This window comes from Streptomyces sp. NPDC002784 (assembly GCF_053592135.1).
The window spans coordinates 43,640-61,368 of sequence record NZ_JBSFVD010000021.1 but is presented as its reverse complement, the minus strand read 5'-3'; the positions used below and the strand labels follow the sequence as shown (position 1 = coordinate 61,368).

The following is a 17,729-nucleotide window of genomic DNA, read 5'->3' as shown; positions in this document are numbered from 1 at the left end:
CCATGTCCGTACGCGAACTCGTGGTCCTCGGCACCGCGAGCCAGGTGCCGACCAGGCACCGCAACCACAACGGCTACCTGCTGCGCTGGGACGGGGAGGGCATCCTCTTCGATCCCGGCGAGGGCACGCAGCGCCAGATGCTGCGGGCCGGGGTCGCCGCCCATGACCTGAACCGGATCTGCGTCACGCACTTCCACGGCGACCACTCGCTCGGCCTCGCCGGGGTCATCCAGCGGATCAACCTCGACAAGGTCCCGCACGAGGTGACCGCGCACTACCCGAAGTCGGGCCGGCGCTTCTTCGACCGGCTGCGGTACGCGACCGCGTACCGGGAGACCGTCGAGATCGTCCAGGCACCCGTGAGCGAGGACGGGACACTCGCCACCACCCCCGGCTACACGCTGGAGGCCCGCAAGCTCTCCCACCCCGTCGAGTCGTACGGCTACCGGCTGATCGAGCCCGACGGCCGCCGCATGCTGCCCGGCCGGCTCGCCGCGCACGGCATCAAGGGCCCGGACGTGGGACGGATCCAGCGGGAGGGCGCGCTCGGTGACGTACGGCTCGACGACGTCAGCGAGGTGCGCCGCGGCCAGCGGTTCGCGTTCGTCATGGACACCCGGCTGTGCGACGGCGTGCACGCGCTCGCCGACGGCTGCGATCTGCTCGTCATCGAGTCGACCTTCCTCGACGAGGACACCGACCTCGCCGTGGAGCACGGCCACCTCACCGCGGGCCAGGCGGCCCGCGTGGCGCGGGAGGCGGGCGTACGGCACCTGGTGCTGACGCACTTCAGCCAGCGCTACTCCGAGCCCGACGAGTTCGAGCGGCAGGCGCGGGCCGCCGGGTTCGAGGGGGAGCTGACGGTGGCGCACGATCTGCTGCGGGTGCCGGTTCCGAAACGTCGGTGAGAGGCCCGTACGATGCTTTGATGCCCCTCCCGAAAGCAGAACTGCACCTTCACATCGAAGGCACCCTGGAGCCCGAGCTGGCTTTCGAGCTGGCCGCCCGCAACGGTGTCGAGCTGCCGTACGCGGACACCGACCAGCTCCGCGAGGCGTACCGGTTCGAGGATCTGCAGTCCTTCCTGAACCTGTACTACGAGCTCATGGCGGTGCTGCGCACCGAGCGGGACTTCGAGGACCTCGCGCACGCCTATCTCGCCCGCGCCGCCGCGCAGGGCGTGCGGCACGCGGAGATCTTCTTCGACCCGCAGGCCCATCTGGCGCGGGGGCTGTCCATGGGCACGGTCGTCGAGGGGCTCTCCCGCGCGCTGGACCGCAGCGAGACCGACCACGGCGTCTCGACGCAGCTCATCCTGTGCTTCCTGCGCGACGAGTCCGCCGAGTCGGCCATGGCGACCCTGGACGCCGCGAAGCCCTACCTCGACCGGATCGTCGGCGTCGGCCTGGACTCCGCCGAGGTCGGGCATCCGCCGGTGAAGTTCCGCGAGGTGTACGAGGCCGCCGCCGCGCTCGGCCTGCGCCGGGTGGCGCACGCCGGTGAGGAGGGGCCGCCGGAGTACATCACCGAGGCGCTGGACGTGCTGGGCGTGGAGCGCGTCGACCACGGGCTGCGCTGCATGGAGTCCCCGGCGCTGGTGGAGCGGCTGGTCCGGGACCGGGTCCCGCTGACGCTCTGCCCGCTCTCCAACGTCCGCCTGCGCACCGTGGACACCCTGGCGGACCACCCGCTGCCCGCGATGCTCGAAGCGGGCCTGCTGTGCACGGTGAACTCCGACGACCCGGCGTACTTCGGGGGGTACGCGGGCGACAACTTCGGCGCGGTGCGCGAGGCGCTGGGCCTGACCGACGACCGGCTGCGCGAACTGGCCCGCAACTCCTTCCTGGCGAGCTTCCTGGAGCACGACGAAGAGCGGCGGGCACGGTATCTGGCCGAGGTGGAGGCGTACGAGTTCTAGGGGGCGCCGCGCGCGGTTCCCCGCGCCCCTGAGAGCGGCGTTCAGGCCGCCGTCGCCCGGTCGTACACGGGGGTTTCCACCGGGATCTCCACCACCGGCAGCGAGCGCCGGCCGGCGCCCATCGCCACCATCGTCATGGGTACGCCGACCACCAGCAGCCCCACGGCCAGCACCGCCCCCATCGCCGGGAAGCCCGCCTGCGCCGACAGCACGCTGCCCGCCAGCGGACCCGCCGCCGTGCCCAGCGAGGACGCCGAGCCGACCAGGACCGCCCAGCGCCCCCGGCCGTCGAGGGACGCGGCGAGGCCGATGACGTAGGACAGGACGATCGGGTAGAGGGCGTTCCAGGCGATCTCGCCGGCCGCGAAGGTCGCCAGGTCCCGTGCGGACGCGCTGACCGCGATGCAGACCGCGATGACGGCCGTACCCGCGCCGATGGGCAGCGCGTGACCGAGCCGGGGGCCGATCGCGCCGGCCGCGACCACGCCGAGCAGGCCCGCGCCGAGCGCCACGGCGAACACCAGGCCGACCGTGACCTCGCTCAGGTGAGCCTGCGTCAGCCCGATCCGGCCGCTGACGCCCCACAGGGAGTTCTGGGCCAGCGACCAGCACATCAGGGCGGCGGCGAGGACGAGTCCGGAGCGCGGATGGGGGAGCGGGCCGGTCTCCTGCCGGGTCCGGGCCACAGGGTCCGGGGCGGGGAGGCGGCCGGTCAGCGGCCACATGGCCAGCGCGGTGAGCGCGATGGCGGCGAGCGGGAGGCCGTGGCCGGGGCCCAGGTGCGGGACCGTCAGGTACACGGCGCCCGCGAGGGCGGAGACGCCGAGCAGGCCGCAGGTGGTGACCCGGTGCGGGTCCGGACGGGCGGCGATCCCGGTGGCGGCGACCGCGGTGACCGTACCGGAGCCGCATCCGCCGATCACGGCGCCCGCGACGACGGCCGGGACGGAGTGGGTCAGCGCGGCCCCGCCGTAGCCGAGGACGGCGAGCGTGAGGCCGAGGCGGGCCAGTGTGCGGGGGCCGATCCGGTCGACGCGCGAGGCGAGCAGGAACCCCGCCGCGGCCGAACCGAGCAGCAGGGCACTGCCGATGGCGCCGGCCTGAGTGGCGGAGAGGTCGAGCCCCGTATCGAGGCGGCCGACGGTGGTCGGCAGGAGATACGGAGCCAGGTACCCGGCCGTGAAAAGGGCGACGAGGGGCCAGGGCAGGGTGGTGCGGGCGGACACGGGCGTTCCCAGGGCATGCGAGAGGAGCGGCTCGAAAGGGGGAGGGCGACGACCGTCGACGGACAGGAACGCGCGGGCAATTTGTATCAAGCGGGGGGAGGGGTGAAGAAGGGCGGGTGGTGTGATCCGGGGCACATTCTGTTTCGCCGGGGAAAGGGCGGGTAAACACGCGCCTTCCTGCTGGTCGGTAGCCGGTTGCGGGGGCACGGCCATTGACGCCCGACCGTTCGCATCCTTAGCCTCCATCTACATATATGGATACCATCTGCGTGGGGAGATGGATGACCGTGGCCCTCGACACCGATACGGCCGTACGGCGGCTGCGGGACGGGATGGCGGGCGGGGTGCTGTCGTTCCCGCTGACGAGCTTCCACGACGACGGCAGCCTCGACCCCGACGGCTTCCGCGCCCATGTCGCCGAGCGGATCGCCGCCCGGCCCGGCGCGGTCTTCCCCGCCTGCGGCACCGGTGAGTTCTTCTCGCTGGACGAGGACGAGTACCGCACGGTCGTCACCGTGACGGTCGAGGAGGCGGCCGGGAGGCTGCCCGTCGTCGCGGGCATCGGCTACGGCTGGGCGCAGGCCGTACGGTTCGTGCGCATCGCGGAGCAGGCGGGCGCCGACGCCCTGCTCGTCCTGCCGCACTACCTGGTCGCCGCCCCGCAGGAAGGGCTGGTGCGGCAGCTGGCGCGGATCGCCTCGGCCACCCGGCTGCCGCTCATCGCCTACCAGCGCGGACAGGTCGCCTTCAGCGCCGGCTCGCTGCGGCGGATCGCGGCCCTGCCGAACGTCGTCGGGCTCAAGGACGGCCACAGCGACCTCGACCGGCTCCAGCGCCTCACGCTCGCCGCCCCCGAGGGCTTCCTGTTCTTCAACGGCGCCGCCACCGCCGAGATCCAGGCCCGCGCCTACGCCGCCGTCGGCGTCCCCGCCTACTCCTCCGCCGTGCACGCCTTCGCGCCCGAGATCGCGAACCACTTCTTCGCCGCCCTGCGCGACGGCGACGACAAGACGGTGGAGCGGCTGCTGCGCGACTTCTACGTCCCGTTCGTCGAACTCCGCGACCGCGTGCCCGGCTATGCCGTGTCCCTGGTGAAGGCGGCGGCGCGGCTGCGGGGCTGCCCGGTGGGACCGGTGCGCGCTCCGCTGACGGATCCGTCGGACGCCGACCTCGCCGACCTGGAAGCCCTGCTCACCACCGGTCTGGACCTCGTAGGAGCCGCGCTGTGAACCTCACCGTGACCGATGTCCGGCTGACGCCGGTCCTCGTGGCCGACCCGCCCCTGCTCAACACCCAGGGCGTCCACCAGCCCTACACGCCCCGGCTGATCGTGGAGGTCGTGACCGCCGACGGGATCACCGGGGTGGGGGAGACCTACGGCGACACGAAGTACCTGGAACTGGCACGGCCCTTCGCCGCGCGGCTGATCGGCCGGCGAGTCAGCGAGCTGAACGGCCTGTTCGCCCTCGCCGAGGACGTCGCGGTCGACGGCTCCCGGGTCTCGGACCAGGTCGACGTGGGCGGACTGCGCGGCGTCCAGACCGCCGACAAGCTGCGGCTGTCCGTGGTGTCCGGCTTCGAGGTGGCGTGTCTGGACGCGCTCGGCAAAGCACTCGGGCTGCCGGTGCACGCCCTGCTCGGCGGCAAGGTGCGCGACGCGGTCGAGTACAGCGCGTACCTGTTCTACCGGTGGGCCGAGCACCCGGCGGGCGTGGCGGCGGAGCGGGACGACTGGGGCGCCGCCGTGGACCCGGCGGGCGTCGTCGCCCAGGCGCGGACGTTCACGGAGCGGTACGGGTTCACGTCGTTCAAGCTCAAGGGCGGGGTGTTCCCGCCGGACGAGGAGATCGCCGCCGTACGGGCGCTCGCGGACGCCTTCCCGGGGCATCCGCTGCGGCTCGACCCCAACGGCGCCTGGTCGGTGGAGACCTCGCTGAAGGTGGCGAGAGAACTGGCGGACGTCCTGGAGTACCTGGAGGATCCCGCGCTCGGCACCCCGGCCATGGCCGAGGTGGCCGCCGGGACCGAGGTGCCGCTCGCCACCAACATGTGCGTGACGACGTTCGCCGAGATCGAGGAGGCGTTCGTCCGGGACGCCGTGCAGGTCGTCCTCTCCGACCACCACTACTGGGGCGGGCTGCGCAACACCCAGCAACTGGCCGCGATCTGCCGGACCTTCGGGGTCGGGGTGTCCATGCACTCCAACACCCACCTGGGGATCTCCCTGGCCGCGATGACCCACGTCGCGGCCACCGTCCCGAACCTGCACCACGCCTGCGACTCCCACTACCCCTGGCAGACCGAGGACGTGCTCACCGAGCGGCTGCGCTTCGAGGACGGCAGGGTCGCCGTGTCCGACCGGCCCGGCCTCGGCGTCGAACTCGACCGCGAACGGCTGCGGTTCCTGCATCGGCGGTGGCTGGATGACGACGGCACCCTGCGGGAGCGCGACGACGCTGCGGCGATGCGCGTCGCCGACCCCGACTGGGTCACACCGGCCGTCCCGCGCTGGTAGCTCGCCGCCTCCCGGGGAGGTGGTGCCCGGTGCCGGCCCGCCGGGGCGGCCCCCGGGCCCGGGACGGCCCGGCGCGACCGGTGGGGCCGGTGTGCGCGGCGGCGCGTTGTCAGTGGGGTGGTGCACACTGGCCTGAACCGCACCACGTCAGGGAGCGCACCGTGATCGCGTCCGCCGCGTCCACCGGAAAGGGACCCTCCGCCGCCATCGCCGGGAGGCCGCAGTGCCCGGCCCAGGTCGACCCCCTGGCCGCGCTGCGCACCCCCGCCGATCCGCCCTGGGACGTGTATCTCACGGGCACCGTCTTCCTGGACATCATCTTCACCGGGCTCGACTCCGCCCCGGTGCGCGGGACCGAGTCCTGGGCCCGCGGCATGGGGTCGAGCCCCGGCGGCGTCGCCAACATGGCCACCGCCCTGGCCCGCCTCGGCCTGCGCACCTCCCTCGCCGCGGCCTTCGGCGACGACCACTACGGCGAGTACTGCTGGGACGCCCTGGAGCAGGGCGAGGGCATCGACCTGACCTCCTCGCGCTCCGTCCCCGGCTGGCACTCCCCGGTGACCGTCTCCATGGCCTACGAGGGCGAACGCACGATGGTCTCCCACGGCCACGAACCGCCCCCCGAGGAGCCCGCCCCCGACTGCCCCCCACGCGCGCGTGCCGCCGTCGCCTCCCTGGAACCGGGAAAGAGCGCCCCCTGGATCGCCCAGGCCGCCGCCAAGGGCACCCGGATCTTCGCCGACGTCGGCTGGGACGAGACCGGCGCCTGGGACCTCGCCGGGCTCACCGACCTCGCGCACTGCGAGGCGTTCCTGCCGAACGCCGAGGAGGCCATGCGCTACACCGGCGCCACCTGCCCGCGCGCCGCCGCCCACGCCCTCACCGCGCACGTGCCGCTCGCCGTGGTCACCCTCGGCGCCGAGGGCGCCTACGCCGTGGACCGGCGCACCGGCGAGAGCGCCGAGGTCCCGGCCATCGCCGTGGAGGCCCTCGACCCCACCGGCGCCGGGGACGTCTTCGTGGCCGGCTTCGTCGCCGGCACCCTCGCCGGCTGGCCGCTCGCCGACCGCCTCGCCTTCGCGGGCCTGACCGCCGCCCTGTCCGTCCAGGAGTTCGGCGGCTCCCTCTCGGCCCCCGGCTGGGCCGAGATCGGCGCCTGGTGGCGCAGGATCCAGTCCTACGACGACCAGGACCCGGCGGCGCTGCGCCGCTACGCCTTCCTCGCCGGCCTGGTCCCCACGGAGCCGGCCCGCCCCTGGCCGCTGCGCCGCGCGGTCCCGACGATCGGCTTCGGCCGCTCCGCCTGAGCGGAGTCGAGCGGAGTCGAGCGGTGTCGATCGGGGCCGGGCCGAGTCGATCGGGTCACCGCGGCGGAAAAGGCCTACAGGCTTGTCAGTCGTGCGGCGTACCCTGGAATCGCCAGGCCGCCCCTGTGGCGGACGCACCGTTTCGAGGAGGACGAGCAAGGCCTACAGAGCCGGCCCATGACTCAGACACCCACAGCTCACACATCCGCGCAGGGGCAGGCGAGAGCACAGTTCACCGTCCCCGCCCAGCACCCCATGGTGACCGTGCTGGGGTCCGGTGACTCCCTCCTGCGTGTGATCGAGAAGGCCTTCCCGGCGGTCGACATCCATGTCCGGGGCAATGAGATCAGCGCGGTCGGCGCGGCCCGTGAAGTCGCCCTTGTCCAGCGCCTGTTCGACGAGATGATGCTGGTGCTCCGCACCGGACAGCCGATGACGGAGGACGCAGTGGAACGCTCGATCGCCATGCTCCGGGCGAGCGAGAGCGGTGAGGGGACCCCCGAGACCCCGGCCGAGGTGCTCACCCAGAACATCCTCTCCTCGCGCGGACGCACGATCCGCCCGAAGACCCTCAACCAGAAGCGGTACGTCGACGCGATCGACAAGCACACGATCGTCTTCGGCATCGGCCCCGCCGGTACCGGCAAGACCTACCTCGCCATGGCCAAGGCGGTGCAGGCGCTGCAGTCCAAGCAGGTCAACCGCATCATCCTGACCCGCCCCGCGGTCGAGGCGGGCGAGCGGCTCGGCTTCCTGCCGGGCACCCTGTACGAGAAGATCGACCCCTACCTGCGCCCGCTGTACGACGCGCTGCACGACATGCTCGACCCCGACTCCATCCCGCGGCTCATGGCCGCCGGGACCATCGAGGTCGCGCCGCTGGCCTACATGCGCGGCCGTACCCTCAACGACGCCTTCATCATCCTGGACGAGGCCCAGAACACGAGCCCCGAGCAGATGAAGATGTTCCTCACCCGCCTCGGCTTCGACTCGAAGATCGTCATCACCGGTGACGTGACCCAGGTCGACCTGCCGTCCGGCACCAAGTCCGGTCTGCGGCAGGTGCAGGACATCCTGGAGGGCGTCGACGACGTCCACTTCGCCCGGCTTTCGTCCCACGACGTCGTCCGGCACAAGCTGGTCGGCCGTATCGTCGACGCGTACGAGGTGTACGACAGCAAGCACGGCACCGAGAACGGCACGCACAAGGGCCGGTCGAAGACGGCTGCCAAGGGCTCCAAGGGGAAGTAGACCAGCACGACCATGTCGATCGACGTCAACAACGAGTCCGGAACCGAGGTCGACGAGCAGGCGATCCTCGACATCGCCCGCTACGCGCTCGCTCGGATGCGCATCCACCCGCTCTCCGAGCTCTCGGTGATCGTCGTGGACGCCGACGCCATGGAGCAGCTGCACATCCAGTGGATGGACCTGCCCGGCCCGACGGATGTCATGTCCTTCCCGATGGACGAGCTGCGGCCGCCGTCCAAGGACGACGACGAGCCCCCGCAGGGCCTGCTCGGCGACATCGTGCTCTGCCCCGAGGTCGCCAAGCGGCAGGGCGAGGAAGCGCCGACGCAGCACTCCATGGACGAGGAGCTCCAGTTGCTCACCGTCCATGGCGTGCTGCACCTGCTCGGCTACGACCACGAGGAACCCGACGAGAAGGCCGAGATGTTCGGACTCCAGGCGGCGATCGTGGACGGCTGGCGTGCGGAGAAGGGCCTGACCGGTCCCTCCCCGGCTCCGACCGTCTCATGAGTGTGCAACTGGTCCTCGGCGCGATCGCGCTCGTCGTGGTCGCCTGGCTCGCCGCCTGCGCGGAGGCGGGCCTGGCGCGCGTCTCCAGCTTCCGCGCCGAGGAGGCCGCACGCTCGGGGCGGCGCGGCAGCGCCAAGCTCGCGCAGATCGCCGCCGACCCGACGCGCTATCTGAACGTGGCGCTGCTGGTCCGCGTGGCCTGCGAGATGGCCGCGGCGGCGCTCGTCACCTACGCCTGCCTCCAGGAGTTCTCCAGCACCACCGAGGCACTTCTGGTGGCGATAGCGGTCATGGTCCTGGTGTCGTACGTCGCCGTCGGCGTCTCCCCCCGGACCATCGGCCGCCAGCACCCGCTGAACACCGCGACGGCCGCGGCGTACGTCCTGCTGCCGCTCGCCCGGATCATGGGCCCGATCCCGTCCCTGCTGATCCTCCTCGGCAACGCCCTCACCCCCGGCAAGGGCTTCCGCCGCGGCCCCTTCGCCTCCGAGGCCGAGCTGCGCGCGCTGGTCGACCTCGCCGAGAAGGAGTCCCTGATCGAGGACGACGAGCGCCGGATGGTGCACTCCGTCTTCGAACTCGGCGACACCCTCGTGCGGGAGGTCATGGTGCCGCGCACCGACCTCATCGTCATCGAGCGCTACAAGACCATCCGCCAGGCCCTGACCCTCGCGCTCAGGTCCGGCTTCTCGCGCATCCCGGTCACCGGGGAGAGCGAGGACGACATCGTCGGGATGGTGTACCTGAAGGACCTCGCCCGCAAGACGCACATCAGCCGGGACGCGGAGAGCGAGCTGGTGTCGACCGCGATGCGGCCCGCCGCCTTCGTGCCCGACACCAAGAACGCCGGTGACCTGCTGCGCGAGATGCAGCAGGACCGCAACCACGTCGCCGTCGTCATCGACGAGTACGGCGGCACCGCGGGCATCGTCACCATCGAGGACATCCTGGAGGAGATCGTCGGCGAGATCACCGACGAGTACGACCGGGAGCTGCCGCCGGTGGAGGACCTGGGCGAGGACCGCTACCGGGTCACCGCCCGCCTGGACATCACCGACCTCGGCGAGCTGTACGGCCTCGACGAGTACGACGACGAGGACGTGGAGACCGTCGGCGGACTCCTCGCCAAGGCGCTGGGCCGGGTCCCGATCGCCGGTGCCTCGGCCGTCGTCAGGCTCCCCGACGACCGGGAGCTGCGGCTGACGGCGGAGGCCGCGGCAGGCCGCCGGAACAAGATCGTGACCGTGCTGGTGGAGCCGGTGGGCGCCGCGAAGGAAGGCGAGGAGGACGAGTGACCCCCAAGGAGCTGCGCGCCCTGTGCCTGTCCTTCAATGCCGTGGTGGAGGACTTCCCGTTCAACCCGGAGACCTCCGTCTTCAAGGTCCTCGGCAAGCTGTTCGCGCTGACGAACCTGGACGCGCGGCCCCTGACGGTCAACCTCAAGTGCGACCCCGAGGACGCGATCCGGCTGCGCGAGGAGCATCCGGGGCTCGTCGTCCCCGGCTACCACATGAACAAGCGGCACTGGAACACCGTCACCGTCGACGGCGGCCTGCCCGACCGCCTGGTCCGCGAACTCGTCGAGGACTCCTACGACCTCGTCGTCGCCGGACTGCCGCGCGCCGAGCGGCTCCGCCTGGACCGGCCCTGACGGGCACTTCGTATGCTCGGGGCATGACCGAGAGCAACGCGCTTGACCCCGAGGACCGCAAGATCGTCACCCTGGCCCGTTCCGCGCGGGCCCGCAACGGCGTGGCCGAGGGTGCCGCCGTACGCGACGAGACGGGACGTACGTACGTCGCCGGGACCGTGGAGCTGGACTCGCTGAAGCTGAGCGCGCTCAGGACGGCGGTGGCGATGGCCGTGGCGTCCGGGGCGAAGTCGCTGGAGGCGGCGGCCGTGGTGACGGAGGCGCAGAGCGCGGCGGCCGAGGATCTCGCGGCCGTACGGGACCTGGGCGGGGCCGGTACGCCGGTGCTGCTCGCCGGGACCGACGGCGCGGTGCGGCGGACCGTGCCCGCGGAGTAGTCCGGAATTCATCCTTGCCGGGGTCCGTCTCTCGCGCATCAATGGGACCGTACGTTCCGACGGGCCGTCAGATCCGATCCGCGCGCAGTGTGTCCGCACCCACCTGCCGGGAGCACGGCCCCGTCGGTCCCCCCACACCCGAAGGGACCCGGAACCCCATGAGAGGCACACGCCTGGGCACCGGTGCGGCACTCGCGGCCGGCACACTCGCCCTGACCGGACTCGTCCTCGCGCCCACCGCCGCGGCCGTCACCCCCACCTCGGCCACGATCGACGCCGACTGCGGCGGCTTCGGTGGCGGCGCGGCCACCCTGACGGCCACCCAGGACGGGACGGCCGCCACCATGACCCTCGACTCCGCTGCGATCACCGCGCCGATCGCGCTCGGCGAGGACTCCATCGCCTCGACCCTCACCCTGGTGAAGGCGGACGGCGGCACGACCGTCTTCACGGCCACCGAGAACCCGGCGATGGCCGCCGGCGACCCGGTCCGGGTCGGCCCGCTGCCCGGCACCGTGGCCCTGGGCGACAGCCTGGAGGCGTACGGCGGTTCGCTGACGATGACGGTCCTCGGCATCACCATCACCTGCACGGCGACGGCGCCGCAGTCGCCGGGCCCGTTCGTGTTCTGATCCGGTGGGCGGGCGTGGCCCCTCAGAGCGCGTCGGGGCCGCGCTCGCCCGTCCGGACCCGTACGACGGTCTCGACGGGCAGCGCCCACACCTTGCCGTCGCCGATCTTGCCGGTGTGCGCGGCCTTCACGATCGCGTCGATCACGGCGTCGGAGTCGGCGTCCTCCACGACCACCTCGATCCGCACCTTGGGCACCAGGTCGACCTGGTACTCGGCGCCGCGGTACACCTCGGTGTGGCCGCGCTGCCGGCCGTAGCCGCTCGCCTCGGTCACGGTCAGACCGTGCACACCCAGCTCCTGGAGCGCCGACTTCACCTCGTCGAGGCGGTAGGGCTTGACGATCGCGGTGATGAGCTTCATGCCGTGGCCTTCTGGGGGGAAGAGAGCGGAGCAGGCCGGGGCGCCTCGCCCCGGGACGCCGTGATCGTATGCGCTCCCGGCACGCACCGTAAGGCCCCGGGGGACCGGTTGCCCGGCGCGGGACGGACGTCTGTGCGGCGGGGCTCCGTGGATCAGGGAGAATGGGCGGCATGAGCGTTCGTACCCAGTCTTCCGAAGAGCCGGCCGAGGCCCGCCACAGGGCCGGCTTCGCCTGCTTCGTCGGCCGCCCCAACGCGGGCAAGTCCACCCTCACGAACGCTTTGGTCGGGCAGAAGGTGGCCATCACCGCCGACCAGCCGCAGACGACCCGGCACACCGTCCGCGGGATCGTGCACCGCCCGGACGCCCAGCTGATCCTGGTGGACACCCCCGGCCTGCACAAGCCGCGCACCCTGCTCGGCGAGCGGCTGAACGACGTGGTCCGCACCACCTGGGCCGAGGTCGACGTGATCGGCTTCTGTCTGCCGGCGAACGAGAAGATCGGCCCCGGTGACCGCTTCATCGCCAAGGAACTGGCGGCGATCAAGAAGTCCCCGAAGGTCGCCATCGTCACCAAGACGGACCTGGTCGACTCCAGGACGCTCGCCGAGCAGCTGATCGCGATCGACCAGCTCGGCAAGGAGCTGGGCGTCGAGTGGGCCGAGATCGTCCCGGTGTCGGCGACCGCGAACCAGCAGGTCGACCTGTTGGCGGACCTGCTGGTCCCGCTGCTGCCCGAGGGCCCGCCCCTGTACCCCGAGGGCGACCTCACCGACGAGCCCGAACAGGTCATGATCGCGGAGCTGATCCGCGAGGCGGCCCTGGAGGGCGTCCGCGACGAGCTGCCGCACTCCATCGCCGTGGTGGTGGAGGAGATGCTCCCCCGCGAGGACCGCCCCGCCGACAAGCCGCTGTTGGACATCCACGCCTTCGTCTACATCGAGCGCCCCAGCCAGAAGGGCATCATCATCGGCCCCAAGGGCAAGCGCCTGAAGGAGGTCGGCATCAAGTCCCGCAAACAGATCGAGGCGCTGCTGGGCACGCCGGTCTTCCTGGACCTGCACGTGAAGGTCGCCAAGGACTGGCAGAGAGACCCCAAGCAGCTGCGCAAGCTGGGATTCTGAGGGCGCGTCAGCCCTGGGCCCGGAGCATCTCCTGGTACCAGTGGTACGACGCCTTCGGGGTTCGCTCCTGGGTGTCGTGGTCGACGTGCACCAGGCCGAAGCGGCGCGCGTACCCCTCGGCCCACTCGAAGTTGTCCAGCAGCGACCAGACGAAGTAGCCGCGGACGTCCACACCCGCCTCCGTCGCCCGGTGCAGGGCGCGGATGTGGCCGTCGAGGTAGGCGATCCGGTCCCGGTCGTCGAGGCCGTCGTACGAGCAGCCGTTCTCGGTGATGACGACGGGCGGGAGCCGGTCGCCGTAGCGCTCGTGGAAGCCGGTGAGCAGCTCGGTGAGCGCCTCCGGGACCACCGGCCAGCCGAAGTCGGTGACCGGGACGCCCTCGATCTCCCGCACGGAGAAGGGAAGTTCGGCGGGCATGGTGATCCCGCCGAACTCGATCTCGGTGCCCTGCGGGGCGCCCACCCTGGTCGGCGCGTAGTAGTTGATGCCGTACCGGTCGACCGGCTCCCCGATGACCTTCAGATCCGCCTCGACGTCGCCCGGCATCAACTCGCCGATCCCGGCCGGGTATGCGCCGAGCAGCACGGGGTCCGCGAACAGGCGGTTGAGCAGGACGTCGTAGAACTCGGCCGCCTCCACGTCGGCGGGCTCCCGCGACGCCGGCCAGGTCGGCGCGTGGGAGTTGGCGATCCCGACGTCCCCGACCCCGGCCGCGCGCAGCGCCCGTACGGCCAGACCGTGGGCGAGCAACTGGTGGTGGGCGACCGGGAGCGCGTCGAACAGGAGCCGCCGGCCCGGGGCGTGGGTGCCGAGGGCGTGGCCCAACAGGGTGTGCTCGGCGGGCTCGTTGAGGGTGATCCACTGGTGTACGCGGTCCCCGAGCCGCTCGGCCACCACCGACACGTACTCGGTGAACCGGGCGGCGGTGTCCCGCTCCAGCCAGTCCAGGCCGGCCGGCAGATCCCAGTGGAAGAGCGTGGGCACCGGGCGGACGCCCGCCGCGCACAGCTCGTCCACCAGCCGGTCGTAGAAGTCCAGCCCGCCGGGGGAGTTCACCCGCGGCCAGGAGACGGAGAAGCGGTAGGCGCCCACGCCGAGGCCCGCCAGCAGCGCGACGTCCTCGCGGTAGCGGTGGTAGTGGTCGCAGGCCACCGCCGCCGTCGAGCCGTCCTTCACCCGGCCCGGCACCTGCGTGAACGCGTCCCACACGGACGGCTCGCGCAGCTCGGCCGCGCCCTCGATCTGGTGCGCGGACGTCGACACGCCCCACAGGAAGCCCGCCGGGAACCGGGGTATCGGGTGCTCTTGAGTCGCCATGCGCCGGATCATCGGCACCCGGCAGACGGGGTGTCAACGGCCCGGCGGAGACGGGCGGTTACGCGCCTTCCTTCAGCACTCTGGTGATCAGCGTGCGCTGTTCCCCGGTCAGCCGGGGATCGGAGCAGTACACGGTCCTTCCGTCCACCGTGATCTGGTAGCGGAACCCGTCGGGCACCCCGACCGGCGGCGTGCCCCGGCCCGCGGCGACCGCCTGCTCGGCCAGGGCGTGCCACTCGGGTGCGTCGGGCCGGCCGGAGGTGTCCACCTCGGCGTGCCGCTCGATGCCCGCGAATCCGCCCGTGCGCCTCACCTGAATACGCATGGGACCTGTCTAGTACGGAATCAGAGGGTGCGCACCCCGACCTGTTCCCACGCCTTGCGCACGGCCTGGAGCTCCTCGCTGCCGTCGCCGTACCGTGCCTGCGCGGCGGCGGCGGTCAGCGTGGCGAAGTCGGCGAACAGGGCCTGCGTCGTGAGCTCGCCGCCGGTCAGCACGTCGTACCAGATCTGCCCGGCGCGCTCCCAGGCGTGGCCGCCGAGGGCGGTGGCCACGAGGTAGAACGCGCGGTTGGGGATGCCGGAGTTGATGTGCACGCCGCCGTTGTCGCGGCCGGTGCGGACGTAGTCGTCCATCGTCGCGGGCTGCGGGTCCTTGCCGAGGACGTCGTCGTCGTAGGCCGTGCCCGGCTCCTTCATGGAGCGCAGCGCCTTGCCCGTCACCCGCGGGGCGAGCAGCCCGGCGCCGATCAGCCAGTCGGCCTCGGCGGCGGTCTGGCCGAGCGTGTACTGCTTGATGAGCGCGCCGAAGACGTCCGACACCGACTCGTTCAGGGCGCCGGGCTGGCCGAAGTAGGTCAGGTTCGCGGTGTACTGCGTGACGCCGTGGGCGAGTTCGTGCCCGATGACGTCGATGGGGATGGTGAAGTCGAGGAAGATCTCCCCGTCCCCGTCGCCGAACACCATCTGCTCGCCGTTCCAGAAGGCGTTGTTGTAGTCCTTGTCGTAGTGCACGGTCGCGTCCAGCGGCAGCCCGGCGCCGTCGATGGAGTCGCGCCGGAAGGCCTGGAGGAAGAGCTCGAAGGTGGCGCCGAGGCCCGCGTAGGCGCGGTTGACGGTGGCGTCCTTGCCGGGCTCCTCGCCCTCCGCGCGGACCTTCCTGCCGGGCAGGCCGGTGCCGTGCCGGGCGTCGTACACCGTGCGCCGCGGCGTGCCGGGCCGGGCCCCGGGGGGCGTCGGGACGGCGGGGGCGCCGAGCACGGTGGTCAGCCGGCGGTGGGTGCGCTCGTAGGCGTCGCGCTGGAGGGTCCGGCGGGCCGGGCCGGCGAGCACGGGGTCCTCGGCCTGGGCGAGCTTGTCGAGGATGTGGGGCGGTACGACGGTGCAGAAGACGGGCTCATGGCCCCCGTTGGTCGTCATGCCCGGCACCATCGCACTGCGTGACGATTCTGTCACTAGCGGCCACCATGATTGGTGAAATGTGCCGACAAGGTGCCCGGCGGACGGTCACGGAGTGGTATGGCGCACTTTTTGTCCCGTTCGTCCCGACGGTCCCGCATAGTGATACGCACCGCCGCATCGCGGGCGGCTCGGCTAGCATGCTGCGCATCATGCTTTTCGGGCTGCTCCTTCTTAGCTGCCGCGGCGAGGGCCTGTAGTCCAGGTCGACTCCCTCCCCGCGGAGCTTCGCGTTGCGTCGTCGGCCGTCCTTCCGGACATCCTGAGGAGCCCCGCAATCATGGCGAACCGCCAGCAGCCCAGTTCCATGCCGATCCACAAGTACGGCCGGTACGAGCAGGTCGACATCCCGGACCGCACCTGGCCGGAGCAGCGCATCACCACCGCCCCCCGCTGGCTCTCCACCGACCTGCGCGACGGCAACCAGGCCCTGATCGACCCGATGTCGCCCGAGCGCAAGCGCCGGATGTTCGACCAGCTGGTCAAGATGGGCTACAAGGAGATCGAGGTCGGCTTCCCCGCCTCCGGCCAGACCGACTTCGACTTCGTGCGGTCGATCATCGAGGAGCCCGGGGCCATCCCCGACGACGTCACGATCTCCGTACTGACCCAGGCCCGCGAGGACCTGATCGAGCGCACCGTGGAGTCCCTGAAGGGCGCCAAGCGGGCCACCGTCCACCTGTACAACGCCACCGCGCCGGTCTTCCGCCGGGTGGTGTTCCGCGGCTCCCGGGACGACATCAAGCAGATCGCCGTCGACGGCACCCGCCTGGTCATGGAGTACGCCGAAAAGCTGCTGGGCCCGGAGACGGAGTTCGGCTACCAGTACAGCCCCGAGATCTTCACCGACACCGAGCTGGACTTCGCGCTGGAGGTCTGCGAGGCGGTGATGGACGTCTACCAGCCCGGCCCGGGCCGCGAGATCATCCTCAACCTGCCCGCCACGGTGGAGCGTTCGACCCCGTCGACGCACGCCGACCGCTTCGAGTGGATGGGCCGCAACCTGTCCCGCCGCGAGCACGTCTGCCTGTCGATCCACCCGCACAACGACCGCGGCACCGCCGTCGCCGCCGCCGAGCTGGCGCTGATGGCCGGCGCCGACCGCGTCGAGGGCTGCCTGTTCGGACAGGGCGAGCGCACCGGCAACGTCGACCTGGTCACCCTGGGCATGAACCTCTTCTCGCAGGGCGTCGACCCGCAGATCGACTTCTCCGACATCGACGAGATCCGTCGTACGTGGGAGTACTGCAACCAGATGGAGGTCCACCCGCGCCACCCGTACGTGGGCGACCTGGTCTACACGTCCTTCTCCGGCTCCCACCAGGACGCCATCAAGAAGGGCTTCGACGCCATGGAGGCCGAGGCGGCCGCGAAGGGCGTCACCGTCGACGACATCGAGTGGGCGGTCCCCTACCTGCCGATCGACCCCAAGGACGTCGGCCGCTCCTACGAGGCGGTCATCCGGGTCAACTCGCAGTCCGGCAAGGGCGGCATCGCGTACGTCCTGAAGAACGACCACAAGCTGGACCTGCCGCGCCGGATGCAGATCGAGTTCTCCCGGCTCATCCAGGCCAAGACGGACGCCGAGGGCGGCGAGGTGACCGGCGCCGCGATCTGGTCGGTGTTCCAGGACGAGTACCTGCCCAACCCCGAGAACCCCTGGGGCCGGATCCAGGTCAGGAACGGGCAGTCGACGACCGACACCGACGGTGTGGACGTGCTGCGCGTGGAGGCGACCGTCGACGGTGAGGACACCGTGCTGACGGGTACCGGCAACGGTCCGATCTCGGCCTTCTTCGACGCCCTGCAGTCCATCGGCATCGACGTGCGGCTGCTGGACTACCAGGAGCACACGATGAGCGAGGGCGCGTCCGCGCAGGCCGCGTCGTACATCGAGTGCGCGATCGACGGCAAGGTGCTGTGGGGGATCGGGATCGACGCGAACACGACGCGGGCCTCGCTGAAGGCGGTCGTCTCCGCCGTGAACAGGGCTGCGCGCTAGGAATTGCCGCGCCAGGTCGTGGGGCGACTGCTGCGCCGTCGTGGCCGGTCGCGCAGTTCCCCGCGCCCCTGGGTGGGCC

The 17,729-nt window shown here is 71.7% G+C and carries 18 protein-coding genes; 13 read left to right on the top strand and 5 right to left on the bottom strand.

The genetic code is table 11. The features are described from left to right. Window positions 1-2 precede the first annotated feature (2 nt). Both ACWD1Z_RS29060 and ACWD1Z_RS29055 read left to right on the top strand, forming a co-directional pair. Complete coding sequence (locus ACWD1Z_RS29060) at window positions 3-908, top strand: ribonuclease Z (protein ID WP_451122548.1); 906 nt, start codon at window positions 3-5, stop codon at window positions 906-908. A gap of 20 nt (window positions 909-928) precedes the next feature. Next, the gene (locus ACWD1Z_RS29055) at window positions 929-1,918 is read left to right on the top strand and encodes an adenosine deaminase (RefSeq protein WP_451122546.1); all 990 of its coding nucleotides are present in this window, start codon (window positions 929-931) and stop codon (window positions 1,916-1,918) included. A gap of 41 nt (window positions 1,919-1,959) precedes the next feature. On the opposite strand, the gene ACWD1Z_RS29050 is transcribed toward ACWD1Z_RS29055, so the two are convergent. Continuing rightward, the gene (locus ACWD1Z_RS29050; protein WP_451122545.1) at window positions 1,960-3,144 is read right to left on the bottom strand and encodes an MFS transporter; all 1,185 of its coding nucleotides are present in this window, start codon (window positions 3,142-3,144) and stop codon (window positions 1,960-1,962) included. A gap of 281 nt (window positions 3,145-3,425) precedes the next feature. On the opposite strand from ACWD1Z_RS29050, the gene ACWD1Z_RS29045 reads away from it, so the two are divergent. The 9 genes from ACWD1Z_RS29045 (at window position 3,426) to ACWD1Z_RS29005 (ending at window position 11,387) form a co-directional block, all read left to right on the top strand. Next, window positions 3,426-4,373, top strand: coding sequence for a 5-dehydro-4-deoxyglucarate dehydratase (locus ACWD1Z_RS29045; protein ID WP_451122544.1), 948 nt, complete (start codon window positions 3,426-3,428; stop codon window positions 4,371-4,373). Next, the gene (locus ACWD1Z_RS29040) at window positions 4,370-5,659 is read left to right on the top strand and encodes a glucarate dehydratase family protein (RefSeq protein WP_451122543.1); all 1,290 of its coding nucleotides are present in this window, start codon (window positions 4,370-4,372) and stop codon (window positions 5,657-5,659) included. The genes ACWD1Z_RS29045 and ACWD1Z_RS29040 overlap by 4 nt, the downstream gene beginning before the upstream one ends. A gap of 161 nt (window positions 5,660-5,820) precedes the next feature. After that, window positions 5,821-6,966: a carbohydrate kinase family protein gene (locus tag ACWD1Z_RS29035; protein ID WP_451122542.1), complete on the top strand. Its 1,146-nt coding sequence runs from the start codon at window positions 5,821-5,823 to the stop codon at window positions 6,964-6,966. 177 nt (window positions 6,967-7,143) lie between these two features. Next, window positions 7,144-8,217: a PhoH family protein gene (locus tag ACWD1Z_RS29030; protein ID WP_451122541.1), complete on the top strand. Its 1,074-nt coding sequence runs from the start codon at window positions 7,144-7,146 to the stop codon at window positions 8,215-8,217. Window positions 8,218-8,229: 12 nt separating this feature from the next. Continuing rightward, window positions 8,230-8,727: an rRNA maturation RNase YbeY gene (ybeY, locus tag ACWD1Z_RS29025; RefSeq protein WP_186287118.1), complete on the top strand. Its 498-nt coding sequence runs from the start codon at window positions 8,230-8,232 to the stop codon at window positions 8,725-8,727. After that, on the top strand, window positions 8,724-10,022 hold the full coding sequence (locus ACWD1Z_RS29020) for a hemolysin family protein (protein WP_451122540.1): 1,299 nt from the start codon (window positions 8,724-8,726) through the stop codon (window positions 10,020-10,022). Before ybeY ends, ACWD1Z_RS29020 begins: the two co-directional genes overlap by 4 nt. Next, window positions 10,019-10,378, top strand: coding sequence for an MmcQ/YjbR family DNA-binding protein (locus ACWD1Z_RS29015; RefSeq protein ID WP_451122539.1), 360 nt, complete (start codon window positions 10,019-10,021; stop codon window positions 10,376-10,378). Before ACWD1Z_RS29020 ends, ACWD1Z_RS29015 begins: the two co-directional genes overlap by 4 nt. A 23-nt stretch (window positions 10,379-10,401) precedes the next feature. Continuing rightward, window positions 10,402-10,755 carry a cytidine deaminase gene (locus ACWD1Z_RS29010; RefSeq protein WP_451122538.1) on the top strand — a complete coding sequence of 118 codons (354 nt, stop codon included), beginning with the start codon at window positions 10,402-10,404 and terminating at the stop codon, window positions 10,753-10,755. A 158-nt stretch (window positions 10,756-10,913) separates the two neighbouring features. Next, a complete protein-coding gene (locus ACWD1Z_RS29005; RefSeq protein ID WP_451122537.1) occupies window positions 10,914-11,387 on the top strand; it encodes a hypothetical protein in 474 nt (157 codons plus the stop codon). 22 nt (window positions 11,388-11,409) lie between these two features. On the opposite strand, the gene ACWD1Z_RS29000 is transcribed toward ACWD1Z_RS29005, so the two are convergent. Next, window positions 11,410-11,748, bottom strand: coding sequence for a P-II family nitrogen regulator (locus tag ACWD1Z_RS29000; protein ID WP_315888081.1), 339 nt, complete (start codon window positions 11,746-11,748; stop codon window positions 11,410-11,412). Window positions 11,749-11,918: 170 nt separating this feature from the next. Here ACWD1Z_RS29000 and era point away from each other — a divergent pair, with 170 nt between their 5' ends. Continuing rightward, a complete protein-coding gene (gene era / locus ACWD1Z_RS28995; RefSeq protein WP_451122536.1) occupies window positions 11,919-12,872 on the top strand; it encodes a GTPase Era in 954 nt (317 codons plus the stop codon). Between the two features lie 7 nt (window positions 12,873-12,879). Here the strand turns inward: era and ACWD1Z_RS28990 are convergent, their stop codons facing one another. From ACWD1Z_RS28990 to ACWD1Z_RS28980, 3 genes are read right to left on the bottom strand one after another with little or no spacing between them, the layout of a single operon-like run. Then, entirely contained in the window at window positions 12,880-14,202 is a 1,323-nt protein-coding gene (locus ACWD1Z_RS28990; protein WP_451122633.1) for a GH1 family beta-glucosidase, read from the bottom strand. A 46-nt stretch (window positions 14,203-14,248) separates the two neighbouring features. Beyond that, complete coding sequence (locus ACWD1Z_RS28985) at window positions 14,249-14,515, bottom strand: protealysin inhibitor emfourin (RefSeq protein ID WP_451122535.1); 267 nt, start codon at window positions 14,513-14,515, stop codon at window positions 14,249-14,251. Between the two features lie 20 nt (window positions 14,516-14,535). Then, complete coding sequence (locus tag ACWD1Z_RS28980) at window positions 14,536-15,609, bottom strand: M4 family metallopeptidase (RefSeq protein ID WP_451122534.1); 1,074 nt, start codon at window positions 15,607-15,609, stop codon at window positions 14,536-14,538. 319 nt (window positions 15,610-15,928) lie between these two features. Here ACWD1Z_RS28980 and leuA point away from each other — a divergent pair, with 319 nt between their 5' ends. After that, window positions 15,929-17,650: a 2-isopropylmalate synthase gene (gene leuA / locus ACWD1Z_RS28975; RefSeq protein WP_451122533.1), complete on the top strand. Its 1,722-nt coding sequence runs from the start codon at window positions 15,929-15,931 to the stop codon at window positions 17,648-17,650. The last annotated feature ends 79 nt before the right edge of the window (window positions 17,651-17,729 follow it).

Excerpts from the sequence above, each read along its gene's own strand:
- leuA (WP_451122533.1), top strand. The coding sequence starts at position 15,929 with ATGGCGAACCGCCAGCAGCCCAGTTCCATGCCGATCCACAAGTACGGC.
- ACWD1Z_RS29020 (WP_451122540.1), top strand. The coding sequence starts at position 8,724 with ATGAGTGTGCAACTGGTCCTCGGCGCGATCGCGCTCGTCGTGGTCGCC.
- ACWD1Z_RS29010 (WP_451122538.1), top strand. The coding sequence starts at position 10,402 with ATGACCGAGAGCAACGCGCTTGACCCCGAGGACCGCAAGATCGTCACC.
- ACWD1Z_RS28990 (WP_451122633.1), bottom strand. The coding sequence starts at position 14,202 with ATGATCCGGCGCATGGCGACTCAAGAGCACCCGATACCCCGGTTCCCG.
- ybeY (WP_186287118.1), top strand. The coding sequence starts at position 8,230 with ATGTCGATCGACGTCAACAACGAGTCCGGAACCGAGGTCGACGAGCAG.
- ACWD1Z_RS29005 (WP_451122537.1), top strand. The coding sequence starts at position 10,914 with ATGAGAGGCACACGCCTGGGCACCGGTGCGGCACTCGCGGCCGGCACA.
- ACWD1Z_RS29045 (WP_451122544.1), top strand. The coding sequence starts at position 3,426 with ATGACCGTGGCCCTCGACACCGATACGGCCGTACGGCGGCTGCGGGAC.
- ACWD1Z_RS29000 (WP_315888081.1), bottom strand. The coding sequence starts at position 11,748 with ATGAAGCTCATCACCGCGATCGTCAAGCCCTACCGCCTCGACGAGGTG.
- ACWD1Z_RS29060 (WP_451122548.1), top strand. The coding sequence starts at position 3 with ATGTCCGTACGCGAACTCGTGGTCCTCGGCACCGCGAGCCAGGTGCCG.
- era (WP_451122536.1), top strand. The coding sequence starts at position 11,919 with ATGAGCGTTCGTACCCAGTCTTCCGAAGAGCCGGCCGAGGCCCGCCAC.
- ACWD1Z_RS28985 (WP_451122535.1), bottom strand. The coding sequence starts at position 14,515 with ATGCGTATTCAGGTGAGGCGCACGGGCGGATTCGCGGGCATCGAGCGG.
- ACWD1Z_RS29055 (WP_451122546.1), top strand. The coding sequence starts at position 929 with ATGCCCCTCCCGAAAGCAGAACTGCACCTTCACATCGAAGGCACCCTG.
- ACWD1Z_RS28980 (WP_451122534.1), bottom strand. The coding sequence starts at position 15,609 with ATGACGACCAACGGGGGCCATGAGCCCGTCTTCTGCACCGTCGTACCG.
- ACWD1Z_RS29030 (WP_451122541.1), top strand. The coding sequence starts at position 7,144 with ATGACTCAGACACCCACAGCTCACACATCCGCGCAGGGGCAGGCGAGA.